Consider the following 16,554-nt stretch of genomic DNA (forward strand, 5'->3'; position numbering starts at 1 on the left):
CCAAGAATGGCGGCCTTAAAGGAGATATTTTTAAGTCTTTGATTTATATAGAGAAAAAGAATAGACCTTATTCTCTGCTCGTCTTGGATGTGGGAATAATAGCGAACTTTTCGAGGGGGTGCACCAAGTTGGTGCGCCAGTGCCTTTGTTGTGGTCGAATAAGGGGCTGTTGCTTTACTTGGCTCTTGGTCTGTGCACCCAAATGGTGGCCTTGGCGGGCTTGGTGAGTTGCTTGCCGTTGGAATTTACCAGGCGAGCTTCGATTTTATGCTCGCCACGAAAAATCTCCTTCACTGTTGCTTTGCCATCTTGGCTTGGTAGCAGCTGACCATCCATATAGATTTTAATTTGGGCGCCCGCAATGGCGGCTTGCTTAACCTCATCGATTTTACTTTGCTCTGGGCTGTTGCTGCGCACACTTACTTCAAAAGCCGCTTCGATATGAAGATCCCGTTGATGGGCCATTAGGTGGCTGCCATTTTTGGGGCTGCGTAGGTAAAGCTTGTAGGCGCTATTAAAGCGGGTTTCCACTTGTTGGCGCTGCTGGGCTAGCTTTTCAAGATCCAGACCTGGGGTAGTGTTTACAGCAGGAAGGTCGACCTTTTCATTGCTGGCGTCATCCGCTGGTTTATCACTGTAGGTGACGTTGCCGTCTTCATCGATGTTTTTATAAATCTGAGCAAGTGCCGGGCTAATGAGCAATGCTGTTAGCAGGAATACAATATAGGGTTTCATGTTGTTTTTACCTAGCAGTCTCATTTAAGGCTCTTATTTCGTATGTAGATTGTGGCGTATTTATTTAGATAGCAGTGTTTGAAAAAAGTGCCGTGCTTGCAAGTCTACGATTAAAGTGGCTGGGTTTGCAAAAAACGACGAAGCTCTTTGGGTATGCTGGCCATGTCGGCCTTTGCCGCTAGTTCCTTTACGTCGGCGGAGTTAAAGGTGTGCCAGTACAATACCTTCTTATCACTCTGATTGGCGCAACAGTTTAGTGCGGCAGCGGCCGTTTTGGCTGTGTAGGTGGGTTCTAGCTGTATTTGAGTTTGCTCAAACATCTGCTCTGCCCAACGGCCTTCATTAGTGGCATGGCCGTAGCCACGGCCAAAATAATCGTCTTGCAGCTGAATTTCAGGAAGCTCAATATCTTTAAAGCTTGCCTCCATTTGGCAAAGGTATTTGAAGCAATTTTGACGTAGTTTGTGAACCGTGCCGCGAGTACAGGCTGGAATTGGGCCAATATGGGACGGCGCTACACGAATGCCGACGAGTTGAGATTTTAGTCCAGCTAAGGCGCAGCCTAAACTTAAGCCGGCCAATGTCGAGCTGGAGCCAACCGGGCAATAGATGTAATCGGGCTCTGGTAATGTACCATCATCTATTTGTTGTTTAAGCTCAAAAGCCGCGTTTACAAAAGCAATACAGCCGAGAATATTAGAGCCACCCGCAAACAGATAGTAATTGCTTTGCGATTTGAATAATTTTCCGATGTAAAAGTTCAGAGCGGTTCTAAATAAAGAACCTTGGTAGTGAAGCTTGGCGTTGAAGCGGTGCATCAGTTTTATATTCTGCTGAACATGGTTGGTTACCGGCTGTTTGAACAGCAGCAGCTTTAAGGTAATGCCCATTTGTAAAGCATAAATTGCAGTCGCAACTCCGTGGTTGGTGCCAATAGCCCCAAAACTGACTAGCTTCTTCTTCTTTGATTTGATCACGTCGGCAAGTATAAATTCCAGCTTTCGAACCTTGTTGCCACCGTATAGGGTATTTGTTTTATCGTCTCGCTTGATCCACAGATTGGGTGCCAATTCTGGAAGTGGCTCTATTGGAGTTGGGAGCTTCGCTAATGCCAACGAGGGGATGTGTTCACCAAGACCAGGAAAGGCTTCAAATAAGGGTCTTTTCATCGAAATCTATAACACTCGCTCGACTGGGATAAATGTATGGCGGGCAATTATAGCGGACTAAGCAAAAGGTAGTAATAAAAATAGCATCAAGGCGGCTTTTATCGATCAGTATGTTAGGGCGGGCATAATTGCTGCGCTTAAGCGTTAGTGCTTGGCAGGCTAGTATCGTTGCTTAATGAGTGCTCATTTGATTTTTGGGAGGCGGTACCGGCCGTGGTCTCGGGTGAAATAACGGTGCTATCAGTTGGCTCCTCGTTCATAGGATTAACTTGTTCGTGAACTTGATCGACGGCTTTATCCAAATTCATGGGCAGAGTAACTTCGAATTTTGCGCCTTCGGGTGCTTCGCTACTGCAAGTTATGCTGCCCCCCAATCGTTGGGTAACTAGATTGAAAACAATGCTCAGGCCTAAGCCGGAACCACCTTTGCCTCGCTTAGTGGTAAAAAACGGGTCGTAAATCTTACGTTTTATACTCGGTGATATGCCTACGCCATCATCACGATGGATCAGTATTACAGATTGGTCTTGGCTGTGCACATCGAGATAGATATTGCCGCCTTTATTGGGTGAGCAGCCGTGTTGAACAGAGTTATTAACCAGGTTGGTAATTAGCTGTGCAATGATGCCAGGATAGCTGTGTAGCACTATGTCCGAGGGGCATTGAAAGTGTACTTTGCAATTAGAATTTTTGACGGTTGGTGATAGCGTCTCTAAAACTTGATTGAGGTAGTCATGCAGTTGGATTTTTGAAAATACCTCGTTGTGTTGATCAACAGAAACATTTTTAAAGTTACGAATGAGCTCGGAGGAGCGATTTAGATTTGCCAGGATTATATTGGTGGTTTTTATGGTTTTGCCTAGGTACTGTTTGAGAATGTCTTGGGTGAGAGAGCCTTGTTCAAAACTGCTTTGTAGTGAGCGGCTGCTGTCATGAAGATGGGAGGCCGCCGTAACGCTGATGCCTAATGGTGTATTGACCTCATGAGCTACTCCAGATACCAGCTCGCCCAAAGCGGCCATCTTCTCTTTTTCAAGCAGTTGTTCTTGGGTCTCCATGAGTTCATCGAGCGCCACTGTGAGTTGTTGACCGCGTTGCTCCAGATCGCTGTTTTTTTGGTTCAGCTCTTGGGTTCGATCTGATACCAATTTAGATAGCTTTCGCTTCTCCTGTTTATGTTGGTATAACCTGAGTCGATAAAAACCAAGCAAGGCTAAAATGATGAGTAGTGTACATGCTGCTTTGAAAACATTGGATTGATACCACTGTGGTAATACCTCTATGTGTATTGCCTTGCTGGGAAGGGTGTCAATACTCCTGCTGTTTGTTCCTCGTAAATGAAGTGTGTAACTTCCTGGTGCGAGATTGCTAAATAATAAGCTGTGCTGACCGGGAGGAATGCTTTGCCATTGACTTTGTTCGCTTTGCAGATTGTACTCAAAACGATTTTTTCCTGGGTCGGTAAAATCCAAAATGGCGAGCTCCACCGAGAGTGTGGATTCATCAGCCTTCATGCTGATGCTTGGTTGCTTGTAGAAGTTTAACGGCTTGCCATCTAGAGATACATTGCTAATGGCGAGATTCGCCGCGCGTTGTGGGATTTTCAATGTCTCTGGCAATATGGAAATGAGGCCGTTTGCTGTTGAAAAGAGTAGTTCTTTGTCCGAGTAGGATGCCGCCAGTTTACCCTGACTTAAAAAATATCCGTCAGCCTGGTTTAATGGATAAAAGCTATTGTTGCGGCTGTCAAAAACCCCTTTACTCCCCCAAAGGCGGCCAAACTCATCTTCGCCTACAACGCCAAGAAAAAACGAACCTTGAGGGGCGTTCTTTATATTTGTTAGCCTTTTAAAATGAAGTTTAGAGTTTTCTATGCTGCCTTCGAATAGTCCCGTACTTGTATCCGCCCACAGCCGCCCTTGTTTATCCATGTGGATACCTTTGACATCATCACCGACCAAATGGCTAGCATGGAGGGCAGTCTCGCTATCTGCTGTAAGTGCATTTTTTAATGAAAAGAGTCCATGCTCAGTTGATACCCAGAGGGTTTCTTGTTGGTCAAGAATGATGTTGTTGGTGTAGCTGTATATGACATTGTCGGGGGATTCCATCCTAAATTCTTGGTTTTTCCCAGTTTCCAAATTAACTCGAAGCAGAGAAAGAGTATTGCAGCTAAACCATACGTGGTTCGCAATAATGCTGCTGACACCTAAAGAGTCGCAGAAGTTATTAGATTGGATCTCTTCAAGAGAGTTTTGGCGTTTTCGGTATCGCTTTATGCGGCGGTCCTGATACACAAAAATGGTGCTGCCATCGCTTAGGGTTTTTATATTGCTAAGTTTTATTGGGTTCTGGTCGCTGCTTTGGCTAAAGCGCCTAAGTTCTTTATCGATTTCTAAAAGCGATTCAGGTAGGGGAATCTTGTCGCCATTTTGATTGATTAGGTTTAGCCCTTCACCGGCGAAAAGAAAGCCCTCATCACCGAGCCTGCCCATGACGCTGATTTCTTTGATATCCAAGGCGTTTTGTTTGTTCTCATGGCTGTAAATAATTTTGCTACCAGTTGCGTTGCTGTTAACCGTGCTTAAGGTTTGATTGCCCGCCAGATAAGCAATCCAAATAAGCCCCGTCTTGTCTTTTAACATGGTGTGTACAGTATTGTCTGCCAGGCTACTATCAACCCCGCGCTGTGTGGTTAGTGCTCTTAGAAATTTCCCAGATTGACGATCAATAACGGCAATGCCTTTGCCGTAGACCGATGCCCAAATTTCCTGCTCATTCGCTTGGATAATATGCCGAATAATGGCCTGGGGCAGAGCTGGGAATTGAGTGTGGCTTGGATGACCGCGAACAACCGTGCGATCGTCGTCGGCCAGCCATAGTAAACCTCCTCTGTATGTGCCGACCCAGATTCTTTCATGGGAATCTTTGAAAAAGTTATAAGCCCTTTTCGATTCGATCTCGGCGGTTTTGCTATAACTTTGCAGTGATTGAATTGTTTGGCTTTCAAGATCGAGAATGTCGATACCACCATCTGTTGCAACCAACATCTTTCCGTGTCGATCTTCAATAATATCAAACACGGTGCTATGGCTAAGCTTTTGTCCTTTGGGCCCGTCTGCTCGATAATTCGTAAAAGATTGTTTGCCATAGGGGAGGTGACTAAGGCCATCATAGGTTAATACCCAAATGCCTCCATTCTTATCTTCATAAAGCCGATAAACTTCGTTGTTGGCCAGGCTACTGGGCTTATTTGGGTCATTTCGATAAAACGAGAAGCGATCCAGCTCTGGGTCATAAACTGATAGAGTGGATTTTGTGCCGATCCATAGGCGCCCATCTTTGGCCGCGAGTAAGGCATAAATTTTATCTTCGATAATGCTGTGTGGGTTATTGCTATCGTGCCTGTAAGCTTTGAAGTCATAGCCATCATAGCGAAATAAACCGTGCTCACTGCCGATCCATAGAAAGCCATGCTTGTCTTGAGCGAGCGCTCTTACCCGGGGAGTCCCCAGCTGATCTTTATCGTGTATATGGGAAATGAGCTCTTGGCCATGGCGTGCAAGAGGGGAAGGAGGTTCACCGTGGCTTGTGCTACAGATAAGCAAAAAAATAATAAAACGAATGAGGCTATGCACTATCTATCCTGAGCTTGTGAGGTTTGGGTGATTCTTGATTGATCAAGGATCACCAGCAAACGTCTCTCTGGGCGAGAGTATTCCTTGCATTGTCTTATTCAGTATAGGCAATGTTTCAAGGCTTGCCTGAGGGCTTGAGTAAAAGGGAGTTGTCAGAAGCCAGGCCCAAGAAAGAAATGCAGTGTTGTAAGGGTTTAGAGAAGAATTGTGAAATCGAGCTGTGTGATTGATAGCTTGGCGAAGAGAGTGCGCGGATTGAAAATATGGGATGTTTAATGGAGCAATTTAGAAGGGGCGGATTGCGGTGACAGGGGAGTTAAAAACTGGGCAGGTCGCTTAAGGCGCCTGCCCAATTAATAGCTTATACGCTGTAGTACATATCAAACTCAACAGGGTGAGTGGTCTGCTCTACGCGGTTTACTTCTTCCATTTTCAGGTCGATGTAAGCTTCGATCATGTCATCGGTGAAAACACCACCGCGAGTTAAGAACTCGTGATCTTCTTTCAGTGCATCAAGAGCTTCACGCAAGCTACCAGCTACTTGTGGAATTGCCGCCGCTTCTTCAGCTGGCAAGTCGTACAAGTCTTTATCGGCTGCATCGCCAGGGTGGATCTTGTTCTGAACACCGTCAAGGCCAGCCATCAACATAGCGGCGAAGCACAGGTATGGGTTAGCGATTGGGTCAGCAAATCGAGCTTCAATACGCTTACCTTTTGGCGAAGCGACGTATGGAATACGGATAGAAGCTGAACGGTTGCGAGCAGAGTAAGCCAACATAACTGGCGCTTCAAAGCCTGGAACCAAGCGCTTATAAGAGTTGGTGCCTGGGTTAGAGAAAGCGTTAATCGCTTTAGCGTGCTTGATGATACCGCCGGTGTAGTAAAGGGCAGTTTCAGACAGGCCAGCGTAGCCGTTACCGGCAAACTGGTTTTCGCCATCTTTCCAGAAAGACTGGTGAACGTGCATGCCAGAACCGTTATCGCCGACGATTGGCTTAGGCATAAAGGTCGCCGTCTTACCGTAAGCGTGAGCAACATTGTGTACACAGTATTTTAGAATCTGAACTTCGTCAGCTTTCTTAACCATGGTGTTAAATACCACACCGATCTCACACTGACCGGCCGTTGCTACTTCGTGGTGATGTACTTCAACGTCTAGGCCCATGGCTTCCATGGCATTACACATGGCAGCGCGAATGTCGTGTAGGCTGTCTACTGGTGGTACTGGGAAGTAACCGCCTTTAACGCGAGGGCGGTGGCCCATGTTGCCATCAGTGAAAGATTTGTTGCTAGACCATGCGGCTTCTTCAGAGTTGATCTCGAAGCTGCAACCGCTCATGTCGTCTTTCCACTTAACGTCGTCAAAAACGAAGAACTCAGGCTCAGGACCAAAGAAGGCGGTGTCGCCTAGGCCGGTAGACTTCAAGTACTCTTCGGCGCGTTTAGCAACAGAGCGAGGGTCACGCTCGTAACCTTGCATAGTAGAAGGCTCGACGATATCGCATCGTACGATTACTGTAGGCTCGTCGGTGAACGGATCCAATACAGCAGAAGAATCATCCGGCATCATGATCATGTCGGATTCGTTAATGCCTTTCCAGCCAGCTACGGAAGAACCGTCGAACATTTGGCCGTCTTCGAAGAAATCTTCGTCAACAACTTTAGCGGGAATCGTTACGTGCTGCTCTTTACCTTTAGTATCGGTAAAACGCAGATCTACCCAACGGGCTTCGCTCTCTTCGATCAGCTTCAGGGTATTCTCTGACATCTTCAACCTCCAGGGTGCTATGGTCATGGCTAATTATAAATGCGCGGTCTATTCCCTTGCCGGGTCTGCGACCTTGATGCATACGGGTCTACACATGGCAAATACCATGCCAGTCTTATTCAGGGCGGATAGCCAGTGTTTTTAAGGGGGCTGGCGCTAGCGGCACCAAAACTGTGCGCCAATTTGGTGTTTTTTAGAAAACAGGGCACCACTATGGTGCATTTTGCTGTAATGGTGGTCGTTCGGGCGCTTTTGGTGCAGTTTGCTGGGCTAGAGCGTGCAAGGCAGAACAAAAAAGAACCACAAATAAGTCATTTGATGAAAAAGTAACCGTGAGAAATCTTGGCGACTGCTTTATAATCCGGCCCCCTCGCTGCCCGGCATTAGTTTAGCTGGCATTGCGGCCTTATTTCCTTACTCGATTCCTTATAGGTATATAGCAAGACTTATGCACATTATTGTTCGTCTTTTTTCAGAGATCACCATAAAAAGCGCACCCGTACGCAAGCGCTTTATTAAGCAGTTACGCAATAATCTGCGTGACTTGCTGCGCCCCATTGATGCTGGTATCAAAGTGACCCGTGAGTGGGAAAAAATCGATGTGATGGCCGACAGTGATGATCCACAGCTGATTCAGAAGATCAGCCAAGTGCTGGCTTGTACGCCAGGTATTGCGCATTTCTCATTGGTGCATCAATACCCATTAGGTGATCAGCATGATGTGTTTGAGAAAACCATGCTGCATTGGAAGGATGCGCTTGCGGGTAAAACTTTCTGTGTACGAGTAAAGCGCACTGGCAGCCATGAGTTTACCTCTACTGATTTAGAGCGCTATGTTGGTGGTGGTTTAAACCAGCACACTGAGGCTGCAGGTGTAAGCCTTAAAAACGCCGACATTACCGTGCAGCTAGAAGTCAAAGACAATCAGTTGTTTGTTGTTGAGGCTAGGCGCCAAGGCATGGGTGGTTTCCCTATCGGTACGCAGGACTCTGTCTTGTCTTTGATATCGGGCGGTTTTGATTCAACGGTTTCCAGTTATCTCACCTTGAAGCGCGGCTTGCGTACCCATTATTGCTTTTTTAATTTGGGTGGCCGTGAGCATGAGATTGGCGTAAAGGAAGTCTCCTTTTACTTATGGAATAAATTCGGTTCTTCTCACAAGGTGCGTTTTGTTACGGTGCCTTTTGAAGAGGTGGTAGCTGAGATTCTTAAGAATGTGAAGAACTCCCACATGGGTGTGATCCTCAAACGCATGATGTTACGTGCCGCCGAGCAAGTAGCCGATGAGATGGAGATTCAAGCTTTAGTGACTGGCGAAAGTGTGGCCCAAGTTTCTAGCCAGACACTAACAAATTTATCGGTTATTGATAAAGTAACCGATACCTTGGTGTTGCGCCCGCTAATCACCATGGATAAAAATGATATTATTGATATCTCGCGTAAAATCGGCACTGAAGAATTTGCAGCGGCTATGCCTGAGTATTGTGGTGTAATTTCCAAAAAGCCAACTACTGCCGCTAAGATGGAAGATGTTTTAACGCAGGAAGAAAATTTTGACTTCTCTGTATTAGAACGTGCGGTGAGCGAACGCAATGTGCAGACCATTGATGAAATCATGGCGGACACAGAGCGGGAAAGTGCTGAAGTAGAAATTCTTGCACAGCTGCCTGCAGCAGCAAAGGTGATTGATATTCGTCACCCAGACGAAGTAGAGCAAAGCCCGCTGAAGCTTCCCGAGCAAGACGTTATTTGTATTCCTTTTTATAGTCTCAGCACGAAAGCGGCGAGCTTAAAAGAAGGTGGCCCTTACTACCTATATTGCGATAAGGGCATTATGAGCCGCTTGCATGCCAGTCATTTGGCTGACGATGGTTATGCCGTTGGTGTTTATCGCCCTTAATGGCCTAGAACTTTTATATAGGGGCTTTTTTCTGAAGCTTTTATCTAGAGCTTTTGTATAAAGGCGACTATTAAATTTAGAAGAGCATCAATTGCCATGCTCTTCTAAATTTAAGGCAGTTTCAAACTTCACAGTTCTAATGGAAATTGAGCTGTGAAATTTTCGAATATTACTATTGCTGTGTAATACCCGATCAATAAATTTTTCATAGGCGTGAATATCGCGCACCGACACCAATAAAATAAAATCCACTTCGCCAGTGACTTGATAGCATTGGGTAACTTCTTTTGCCGCTAGCACCGCCTCGCGAAACTCCCGATAGATTTCTTGCCGATCGCGTTCCATTTCAACGCTGACGATCAGCTGCAAGCCGTGCCCCGCAAGCTGCGGATCGAGCATGGCGACTTCCTGTAAGATAATGCCGCTTTCTCGTAAGCGCTTAACCCTTTGTAGGCAGGCGGGTGGCGATAAGCCCACTTGGGCAGCCAATGCCTGATTGGCAATGCGGTTATCTTGTTGTAGCTGAGACAAGATGGCGATGTCTATGCGGTCTAAATTGTAAGATTTCATATGTCTAGTATTTTAAAGAACTGAATTAAGTATGCTGCTAATAATAAATCAAATATTAGTTTGTGGAATACAAATACAAAATAATTCAATGATTACATCAGGCACAATAAGCTCTATCTGAGAGCCTTGCTTGGAAGGCGCTGTAAGTCTGGGGGTAGTGCTAGTGCAGAAGTTTTTTAACGATTGGTGGGCTGAGACTCAAAGGGTTTGTTGGAGCCTGTTTAAAGTCATGCTGCCAGTCGTTATTGCCGTGAAATTGCTCGACCAATGGGGCTTTAATGAGTTATTGGCCGATTTTCTTGCTCCTCTTATGCAGGCGGTTGGTTTGCCCGATTCCATGTCCTTGGTCTGGGCTGCGACTATGTTGTCGAATATTTACGCCGGCATGCTGGTCTATGTGCAGTTGGGTGAGCCTTTAAGTCAGTCCCAGATCAGCATATTGGGGGCGATGATGTTGATTGCCCACGGTTTGCCCATGGAGGTGGCGATTGCCCGCCAAGCTGGTGTCTCGGTAGTCTTTAGCCTAGTGCTACGTATTGTGGGTGCAATTGTTTTTGCTTGGCTGATCAAGCTTACTTATGAATTCTGGCCACAAGATCAGGCGGCAGAGCTGCTATGGCAGCCCGACTTTAAGCAGACGACCACTTGGTGGGGCTGGGCCCAAGAGCAGCTGTTGAGCTTTGTGGTGATCTTCTTGATTGTGGCTTTATTGCTGGCCGTGCTGCGCCTGCTTAGGGTGTTGGGGGTGGAGGCTCTAATCGCTTGGTGCCTAGCGCCGGTGCTTAAATTGCTTGGCATCGCCAAAAGCGCCATGACCATAACAATTACCGGCATCACATTGGGTATGGCCTTCGGTGGTGGCATCTTAATTGATGAGGCCCGTCAGGGAAGGGTAGAGCCCAAGGATGTCTTCAGTGCCATCATGATGCTGAGCTTATTGCACAGCCTTATCGAAGATACCTTACTGATTCTACTGCTGGGTGCAGATTTTAATGTCATCTTCTGGGGGCGCTTGTTGTTTTCTTTGCTGCTAGTTGCCCTGTTAACTCGCCTGTTAAACCACCCTAAGTTAAGCCGTGTTTGTTATCGCGATATGCGTGAAAAGCCTGCAGGCTAGGGATTGCTAACTATACTCTTAGGGGAATTAGGGCTTTAGATGTCAGTTTTTGAGCTTTTATGCCAAATACGGCTCAAGAAGATAACCGTTTGTCCGATAGCCTCAGTAGAGATGAGATAGTAGCGCAGCGAGCGAACAAGCATGGCAAAGAAGTCACAGGAAGCCCAAAGTAAACAGAAGAAGGTCATTGGTGGCCTAATTGGTGTGGTGGCGGTAGTCACTGCTGTTGGTATGTTTGTCGCAAATCAAGGGCCTGCTCTAGCGGATCCAGATACATTCAGTGACGGTATTCCAGTGTATGGCAAGCTAAGCCTCAATGACGCTCGCATTGCTTGTGAGCGTTACACCCGCAAAAGTTTGGGTAAGCAGTTAAAAACCCTATCGGTGGATACCCGCTCCAGCCGTTTGGACAATAAAAAAGGCCAATACATGGTCTATATGGAAGCTTACTTGTACGAGAATGAGATGGGTGGCGGTAAAAGCGATCACTACTATGTGAATTGTGCTTCTGATAAGTCAAAGCTCAGCCTAGCTAAGTATGAGCTGATTAAAAATGAAAATGAAAAAACCAAAGCTAAGCGTAAGGAAAAAGGCAGTCGTTACGGTTGGCAATAAATCTCTTTGGGGTCGGGTCCTTAAAACCTGCTCTTTATAGCCTGGCCCTAATATTCTATCGGTAAGCGTTGTGGTAGTTTGTGCTTACTAACAAGCCCTTTGGGCTTCTTTGCTTCGCTTTGCATCCCCATCTGTAACAAAGTCACTCGATCCCCCAGAAAAAACCGAAATTGCTCATGATTTCGTCAGGCAGTCTCTGTATAATGCCGCGCTTCTTCGCCCAGCTGGGCTGTTTTTTAGAGAGATACATTGTGATCGAGAATTTACGCAATATTGCCATTATTGCCCACGTTGACCATGGCAAGACCACCCTAGTTGATAAGTTGCTGAGCCAATCTGGCACCTTGAGCCGCCGTGATGAAGGCGCCGAGCGTGTGATGGACTCCAACGACCAGGAGAAAGAGCGCGGTATTACTATTTTGGCGAAGAACACCGCCATTGAGTGGAATGGCTATCGCATTAACATCGTAGACACCCCTGGGCACGCCGACTTCGGTGGTGAGGTAGAGCGTGTACTATCGATGGTAGATTCAGTATTGCTATTGGTTGATGCGGTAGATGGCCCAATGCCACAAACTCGCTTTGTAACCTCTAAGGCCTTTGAAAAAGGTTTGAACCCAATCGTTGTGGTCAACAAAGTTGACCGTCCGGGCGCGCGTCCTGATTGGGTAATCGATCAGGTGTTCGATCTATTTGATCGCTTAGGTGCAACGGATGAGCAGCTAGATTTTCCAATCATTTACGCTTCGGCGCTAAATGGTGTTGCCGGTCAAGAGCCCGATGACCTGGCTGAAGACATGACCCCGCTATTCGAAATGATCACCGAGCGCGTATCGGCACCTAAAGTTGATCCAGAAGCGCCTTTCCAAATGCAAATCTCCGCTTTGGACTATGACAGCTACGTGGGTGTAATTGGTGTTGGCCGTATTTCTCGCGGTACGTTAAAACCAAACCAGCAGGTTGTGGTTGCAGCAGCTGATGGTTCTACTCGTAAAGGTAAGGTGCTTAACGTTAAGGGCTACTTAGGTCTTGATCGTGTAGATACTGAATTAGCCAGCGCAGGTGACATTGTTTGTATCAATGGTATTGATGGCTTGGGTATTTCTGACACTTTATGTGATCCAGATAATGTTGAAACACTGCCAGCATTGAGCGTTGATGAGCCAACCGTATCGATGACCTTTATGGTTAACGATTCTCCGTTCGCGGGCCTAGAAGGTAAGCTGGTTACTTCGCGCAATATTAAAGAGCGTTTGGATCAGGAATTGATTCACAACGTAGCGCTGCGTGTACAGCAGGGTGATAGCGCTGATAAATTTATCGTATCAGGCCGTGGTGAATTGCACTTGTCGGTATTGATCGAAACCATGCGCCGTGAAGGTTTCGAAATGGGTGTATCTCGCCCTGAAGTAATTCAAAAAGAAATCGATGGTGTAATGCAAGAGCCGTTTGAAGCTGTTGTGATTGACGTTGAAGAGCAGCACCAGGGTGCCGTAATGGAAGAGCTTGGCCTGCGTAAAGCTGAGATGACCAATATGGAGCCAGACGGTAAGGGCCGCGTTAAATTAGAATTTATCGTGCCTTCACGTGGTTTGATTGGTTTCCGTGGTTTGTTCCTAACCCTAACCTCGGGTTCAGGCATCATGACCAGCATCTTCGATCACTACGGTGAAGTGAAGCAGGGTGAAGTGGCCAAGCGTCAAAATGGCGTATTGGTTTCTATGGTGAAAGGTAAAACCTTGAGCTACTCACTATACAGCTTGCAGGATCGTGGTCGTTTGTTCTTGGGTCACGGTATTGATATCTACGAAGGTCAGATTATCGGTATTCACTCGCGCAGCAATGACTTAGCGGTAAACCCAACTAAGGGTAAGCAGCTAACCAACGTACGTGCGTCGGGTACTGATGAAGCAACCATTCTTACTCCGCCAATCAAGCACACCCTTGAGCAGGCGCTAGAGTTTATTGAAGATGATGAGCTGGTAGAAGTAACACCAGAAAGCATTCGTCTGCGTAAGAAGTTACTAACTGAAAACGAACGTAAGCGCGCTAAGAACGCTAAGTAAGTTTTAGTTTTTAGTTAAAGAAGAAACCGGAGCTTGCTCCGGTTTTTTTGTGTCTTGGTTTTTTGTGCGGCCCAGTGTTGCTGGGTTTCTCAAAATGGGGTCAGATCCCTCTTCGGCGCTGGGCGGGGTCACGCTGGGCGGGGTCAGATCCCACCTTCGATAAGATTACTAAGATTACGGTAATTGATTGAATTGCGGTTTCTATTCAGGCGGGATCTGACCCCAATTCTATTTCGTTGAGTGCGGTGAGATTGTGCCAGCCTTAATGGGGTCAGATCCCTCTTCAATAAAAATTCAGTAGCTGATTGAATTGCGGTTTCTGTTCAGGCGGGATCTGACCCCAATTCTATTTCGTTGAGTGTGGCGAGATTGTGCCGGCCTTAACGGGGTCAGATCCCTCTTCAATAAAAATGCGGTAGCTGACTAAATTGTGGCTTCTGTTCAGGCGGGATCTGACCCCAATTTTATTTTGTTGAGTGCGGCGAGATTGTGCCAGCCTTAACGGGGTCAGATCCCTCTTCGATAAAAATACGGTAGCTGATTAAATTGCGATTTCTATTGCAACGGGATCTGACCTCTGTCGTCGCTCTTCGAAAAAACTCATACTTTACACAGCCGCAGGTCAGCTATTACTCTAAGCGCTAACATCGACGGAATGATTACTTATGAGATTAAAAGCAATTGCCTTTGTGCTTTCAATGGTTGCTGTTTTGGCAACATTTCTTTGGTATTTACAGCGAGACGAAGCACTCAGCGAAGAGTCTTTAGCGCTGCTATCAAAAGTTGATCCAAGCATAGATAGCCCGGCTTATCGATACTTAATGGGCTTTGCTGCGCCTAAGGGCGAATCGCCGCTCGAAGAAGGCTCTCGCCTGTTACTTGAAATCAGAAAACAAGAAAAAGACAGCGGGTATACCATTTCATACAAGGAAGGTGGCTTGCCCGCTATTGAGGGCGACTTGGTCTGTAAAACTTGGGAAGACAATTGCCTAAACATATTATTCTCAGGGCGATTTGAAATAGATAGGCTTCTGGAGCAATACAAAACTCGATTAGATAGGGTAAAAGAATTTTATCAGTTTGATGAGTACAACACGCTAAGTGAGCCAATCTTGTCGGAGCCCTTTGCTCCGTACTTGCAGTTGATGTCAGCTGATCGCCTTATCCATATGCAGGCCATTCAACTGCATCAGCAAGGTGACAGTCAGGCTGCAATCGATGCGCTTTATGATTTGCTGGGATTCCAGCGAAAGATGCTGAGTTTACAGGATCAGCTGATTGGTAAAATAGTTTTTCTAACGTCGTTTCGGCAAACCATAGATGTGCTTTCTGTAATTGCATCCGAAGCCTCGGGCGAAATAATTTCGAAAGCTATCAAAAATCTTAGTGCTGAAGAAAGGGATTTCTCTCGTTCCGCAGCGAGAGAATTTAACCTTATGTATAACTATGCTTTAGAGAGGGTTGAGGAGCAGAAGGGGTGGGGTGCGATTTGGCGGATCTTGTACAAGCCTATTATGACGGCCAATCAATATGCTCCTCGGTGGGTGCATTTCTTGAGGTTGTCTGAGCTGACTCCAAAAGAGTTCAAGGATGCTCTATCTGAGAAAACTCGTGGGCCAAGCGTTTTTTGGAAACTGCGTAATATGATGGGTGCTATTGAGCAAGAAGTTAATGCGGGCTCCGAGGACTATATTATTCTCATGAATGATATAGATTCAAAAATTCTTCTCTTTAATGAAATCTACGCAGAAGGTCGCTCTTTTACTGAAATCGAAAACCCATATTTCCCCAATGATTTTGCAAAGTTAGTGGGTAATAAGGTCTGCTTTGATGGTGTTGGTGAAAGTGGTAATAAAGTAGAAGGTGGCGGTGAGAAATGGAGTCGCTGCTTGTTTGTCAAAAGTTCTTTTTAAACTCAGAGCCAAAATACGGCTCTGAGTTTTTACTTTTAATCCAAGCTCGGACTGCTAGTTTGATCCAGTGGCTGCATCTTAGCTTTGCGCTTTCCGCCCAGTTCGGCATAGAGCATTGCACTAATGATCAAGCCAGCGCCGATCCAGCCTTTAAAGCCTAAATGCTCATCCAAAAATACATAGGCAAAGAAGTGCGCGAAAATCGGCTCTAGTGCAAATACTAAGGCGACCTTGTGGGGCTCCAGTAATCGTTGGCTTGAAGTTTGTGCCCAGTAGGCGAACGCGCTTCCCAGCACGGCTGAATAAAGCACTGCTTGAATAACCACCGAGCTAAACAGTTGCTCTTGAATTGGTGGGTATTCTTGAGTTTCGCCAATTCCGAATGCCGCAGCGATTGCGCTATAAACACCTACCGCCGCAAGCTGATAAATACTGAGCAGCACGATGGGGTAGCGATCGGCATAGCGATCGGTAAAACAAATATGTAAAGCGAAGCAGATAGCGCAGATGGTGACCAGTATGTCGCCGCTATTAAATTCCAGCTTGTCACCTACAGTAAGCATATATAAGCCAGCTGTTGCCATAACGACGCTAATCCACACCGCTTTATCAACTTGCTTTTTGAATAGTAGGTAGGCGATTACTGGGGTGAGCGGTACGCAAAGGCCGGTAATAAAGCCCGCATTAGAAACGCTGGTATAAAGCATGCCTTGGGTTTGGGTGCTGAAACCTAAAAACAACAGTAGGCCTAAACCAAAACCCGTTTTTAGTACTGGGCCGTGACCGCTGAAAGAACGGCGCTCTTTTGACATCCACCACAGTGGTATAAGGCACAGTGCTGCTAGGCTGAAGCGCAAGGTGTTAAAGGTATTCACAGCGACAATATCAATAGCTTTGTCGATAACCACAAAGCCAGCACCCCAGATGATGTTCACTATCACTAGGGCCCAAAATGCTGAGCGTCCAGAACGAATCATGTCTAATTAAAACCTGTGCTTATTGGGCAAAGCAGGCGATCTTAGCAGGCTTGAGGCTTTCCTCAAAGCTAAGTTGCTAGTTTCAG

Annotated in this window: 11 protein-coding genes; 5 read left to right on the forward strand and 6 right to left on the reverse strand. The window is 46.3% G+C overall.

The window, feature by feature from the left end; translation table 11 throughout:
- Positions 1 to 174: 174 nt before the first annotated feature.
- From Q1A41_RS15300 to glnA, 4 genes are all read right to left on the reverse strand, one after another.
- A complete protein-coding gene (locus Q1A41_RS15300; protein WP_299980757.1) occupies positions 175 to 759 on the reverse strand; it encodes a DUF4124 domain-containing protein in 585 nt (194 codons plus the stop codon).
- An 86-nt stretch (positions 760 to 845) separates the two neighbouring features.
- Positions 846 to 1,904 carry a pyridoxal-phosphate dependent enzyme gene (locus Q1A41_RS15305; RefSeq protein WP_299980759.1) on the reverse strand — a complete coding sequence of 353 codons (1,059 nt, stop codon included), beginning with the start codon at positions 1,902 to 1,904 and terminating at the stop codon, positions 846 to 848.
- A 137-nt stretch (positions 1,905 to 2,041) separates the two neighbouring features.
- Entirely contained in the window at positions 2,042 to 5,542 is a 3,501-nt protein-coding gene (locus tag Q1A41_RS15310) for a two-component regulator propeller domain-containing protein (RefSeq protein WP_299980761.1), read from the reverse strand.
- Between the two features lie 361 nt (positions 5,543 to 5,903).
- Positions 5,904 to 7,310, reverse strand: coding sequence for a glutamate--ammonia ligase (gene glnA / locus Q1A41_RS15315; protein ID WP_299980763.1), 1,407 nt, complete (start codon positions 7,308 to 7,310; stop codon positions 5,904 to 5,906).
- Between the two features lie 448 nt (positions 7,311 to 7,758).
- Here glnA and thiI point away from each other — a divergent pair, with 448 nt between their 5' ends.
- Entirely contained in the window at positions 7,759 to 9,210 is a 1,452-nt protein-coding gene (gene thiI / locus Q1A41_RS15320; RefSeq protein ID WP_299980765.1) for a tRNA uracil 4-sulfurtransferase ThiI, read from the forward strand.
- Between the two features lie 87 nt (positions 9,211 to 9,297).
- On the opposite strand, the gene Q1A41_RS15325 is transcribed toward thiI, so the two are convergent.
- Positions 9,298 to 9,780 (reverse strand): Lrp/AsnC family transcriptional regulator, encoded by a 483-nt coding sequence (locus Q1A41_RS15325; protein ID WP_299980767.1) that lies wholly within the window; start codon positions 9,778 to 9,780, stop codon positions 9,298 to 9,300.
- A gap of 163 nt (positions 9,781 to 9,943) precedes the next feature.
- Here Q1A41_RS15325 and Q1A41_RS15330 point away from each other — a divergent pair, with 163 nt between their 5' ends.
- The 4 genes from Q1A41_RS15330 (at position 9,944) to Q1A41_RS15345 (ending at position 15,491) form a co-directional block, all read left to right on the forward strand.
- Positions 9,944 to 10,897: a hypothetical protein gene (locus tag Q1A41_RS15330; protein WP_299980769.1), complete on the forward strand. Its 954-nt coding sequence runs from the start codon at positions 9,944 to 9,946 to the stop codon at positions 10,895 to 10,897.
- Between the two features lie 141 nt (positions 10,898 to 11,038).
- Positions 11,039 to 11,512 carry a hypothetical protein gene (locus tag Q1A41_RS15335; protein WP_299980771.1) on the forward strand — a complete coding sequence of 158 codons (474 nt, stop codon included), beginning with the start codon at positions 11,039 to 11,041 and terminating at the stop codon, positions 11,510 to 11,512.
- Positions 11,513 to 11,763: 251 nt separating this feature from the next.
- Complete coding sequence (typA, locus tag Q1A41_RS15340; RefSeq protein WP_299980773.1) at positions 11,764 to 13,578, forward strand: translational GTPase TypA; 1,815 nt, start codon at positions 11,764 to 11,766, stop codon at positions 13,576 to 13,578.
- Between the two features lie 665 nt (positions 13,579 to 14,243).
- Complete coding sequence (locus Q1A41_RS15345) at positions 14,244 to 15,491, forward strand: hypothetical protein (protein ID WP_299980775.1); 1,248 nt, start codon at positions 14,244 to 14,246, stop codon at positions 15,489 to 15,491.
- A 35-nt stretch (positions 15,492 to 15,526) separates the two neighbouring features.
- Here Q1A41_RS15345 and Q1A41_RS15350 read toward each other — a convergent pair whose 3' ends face one another.
- Complete coding sequence (locus Q1A41_RS15350; RefSeq protein ID WP_299980777.1) at positions 15,527 to 16,468, reverse strand: DMT family transporter; 942 nt, start codon at positions 16,466 to 16,468, stop codon at positions 15,527 to 15,529.
- Positions 16,469 to 16,554 lie beyond the last annotated feature (86 nt).

Source organism: uncultured Pseudoteredinibacter sp. (assembly GCF_947502065.1).
Taxonomy (GTDB): domain Bacteria; phylum Pseudomonadota; class Gammaproteobacteria; order Pseudomonadales; family Cellvibrionaceae; genus Pseudoteredinibacter.

What these genes read in the sequence shown, in the direction of transcription:
- Q1A41_RS15300 (WP_299980757.1), bottom strand. Translation starts at nt 759, where the DNA reads ATGAGACTGCTAGGTAAAAACAACATGAAACCCTATATTGTATTCCTG.
- Q1A41_RS15305 (WP_299980759.1), bottom strand. Translation starts at nt 1,904, where the DNA reads ATGAAAAGACCCTTATTTGAAGCCTTTCCTGGTCTTGGTGAACACATC.
- glnA (WP_299980763.1), bottom strand. Translation starts at nt 7,310, where the DNA reads ATGTCAGAGAATACCCTGAAGCTGATCGAAGAGAGCGAAGCCCGTTGG.
- thiI (WP_299980765.1), top strand. Translation starts at nt 7,759, where the DNA reads ATGCACATTATTGTTCGTCTTTTTTCAGAGATCACCATAAAAAGCGCA.
- Q1A41_RS15325 (WP_299980767.1), bottom strand. Translation starts at nt 9,780, where the DNA reads ATGAAATCTTACAATTTAGACCGCATAGACATCGCCATCTTGTCTCAG.
- Q1A41_RS15335 (WP_299980771.1), top strand. Translation starts at nt 11,039, where the DNA reads ATGGCAAAGAAGTCACAGGAAGCCCAAAGTAAACAGAAGAAGGTCATT.
- Q1A41_RS15345 (WP_299980775.1), top strand. Translation starts at nt 14,244, where the DNA reads ATGAGATTAAAAGCAATTGCCTTTGTGCTTTCAATGGTTGCTGTTTTG.
- Q1A41_RS15350 (WP_299980777.1), bottom strand. Translation starts at nt 16,468, where the DNA reads ATGATTCGTTCTGGACGCTCAGCATTTTGGGCCCTAGTGATAGTGAAC.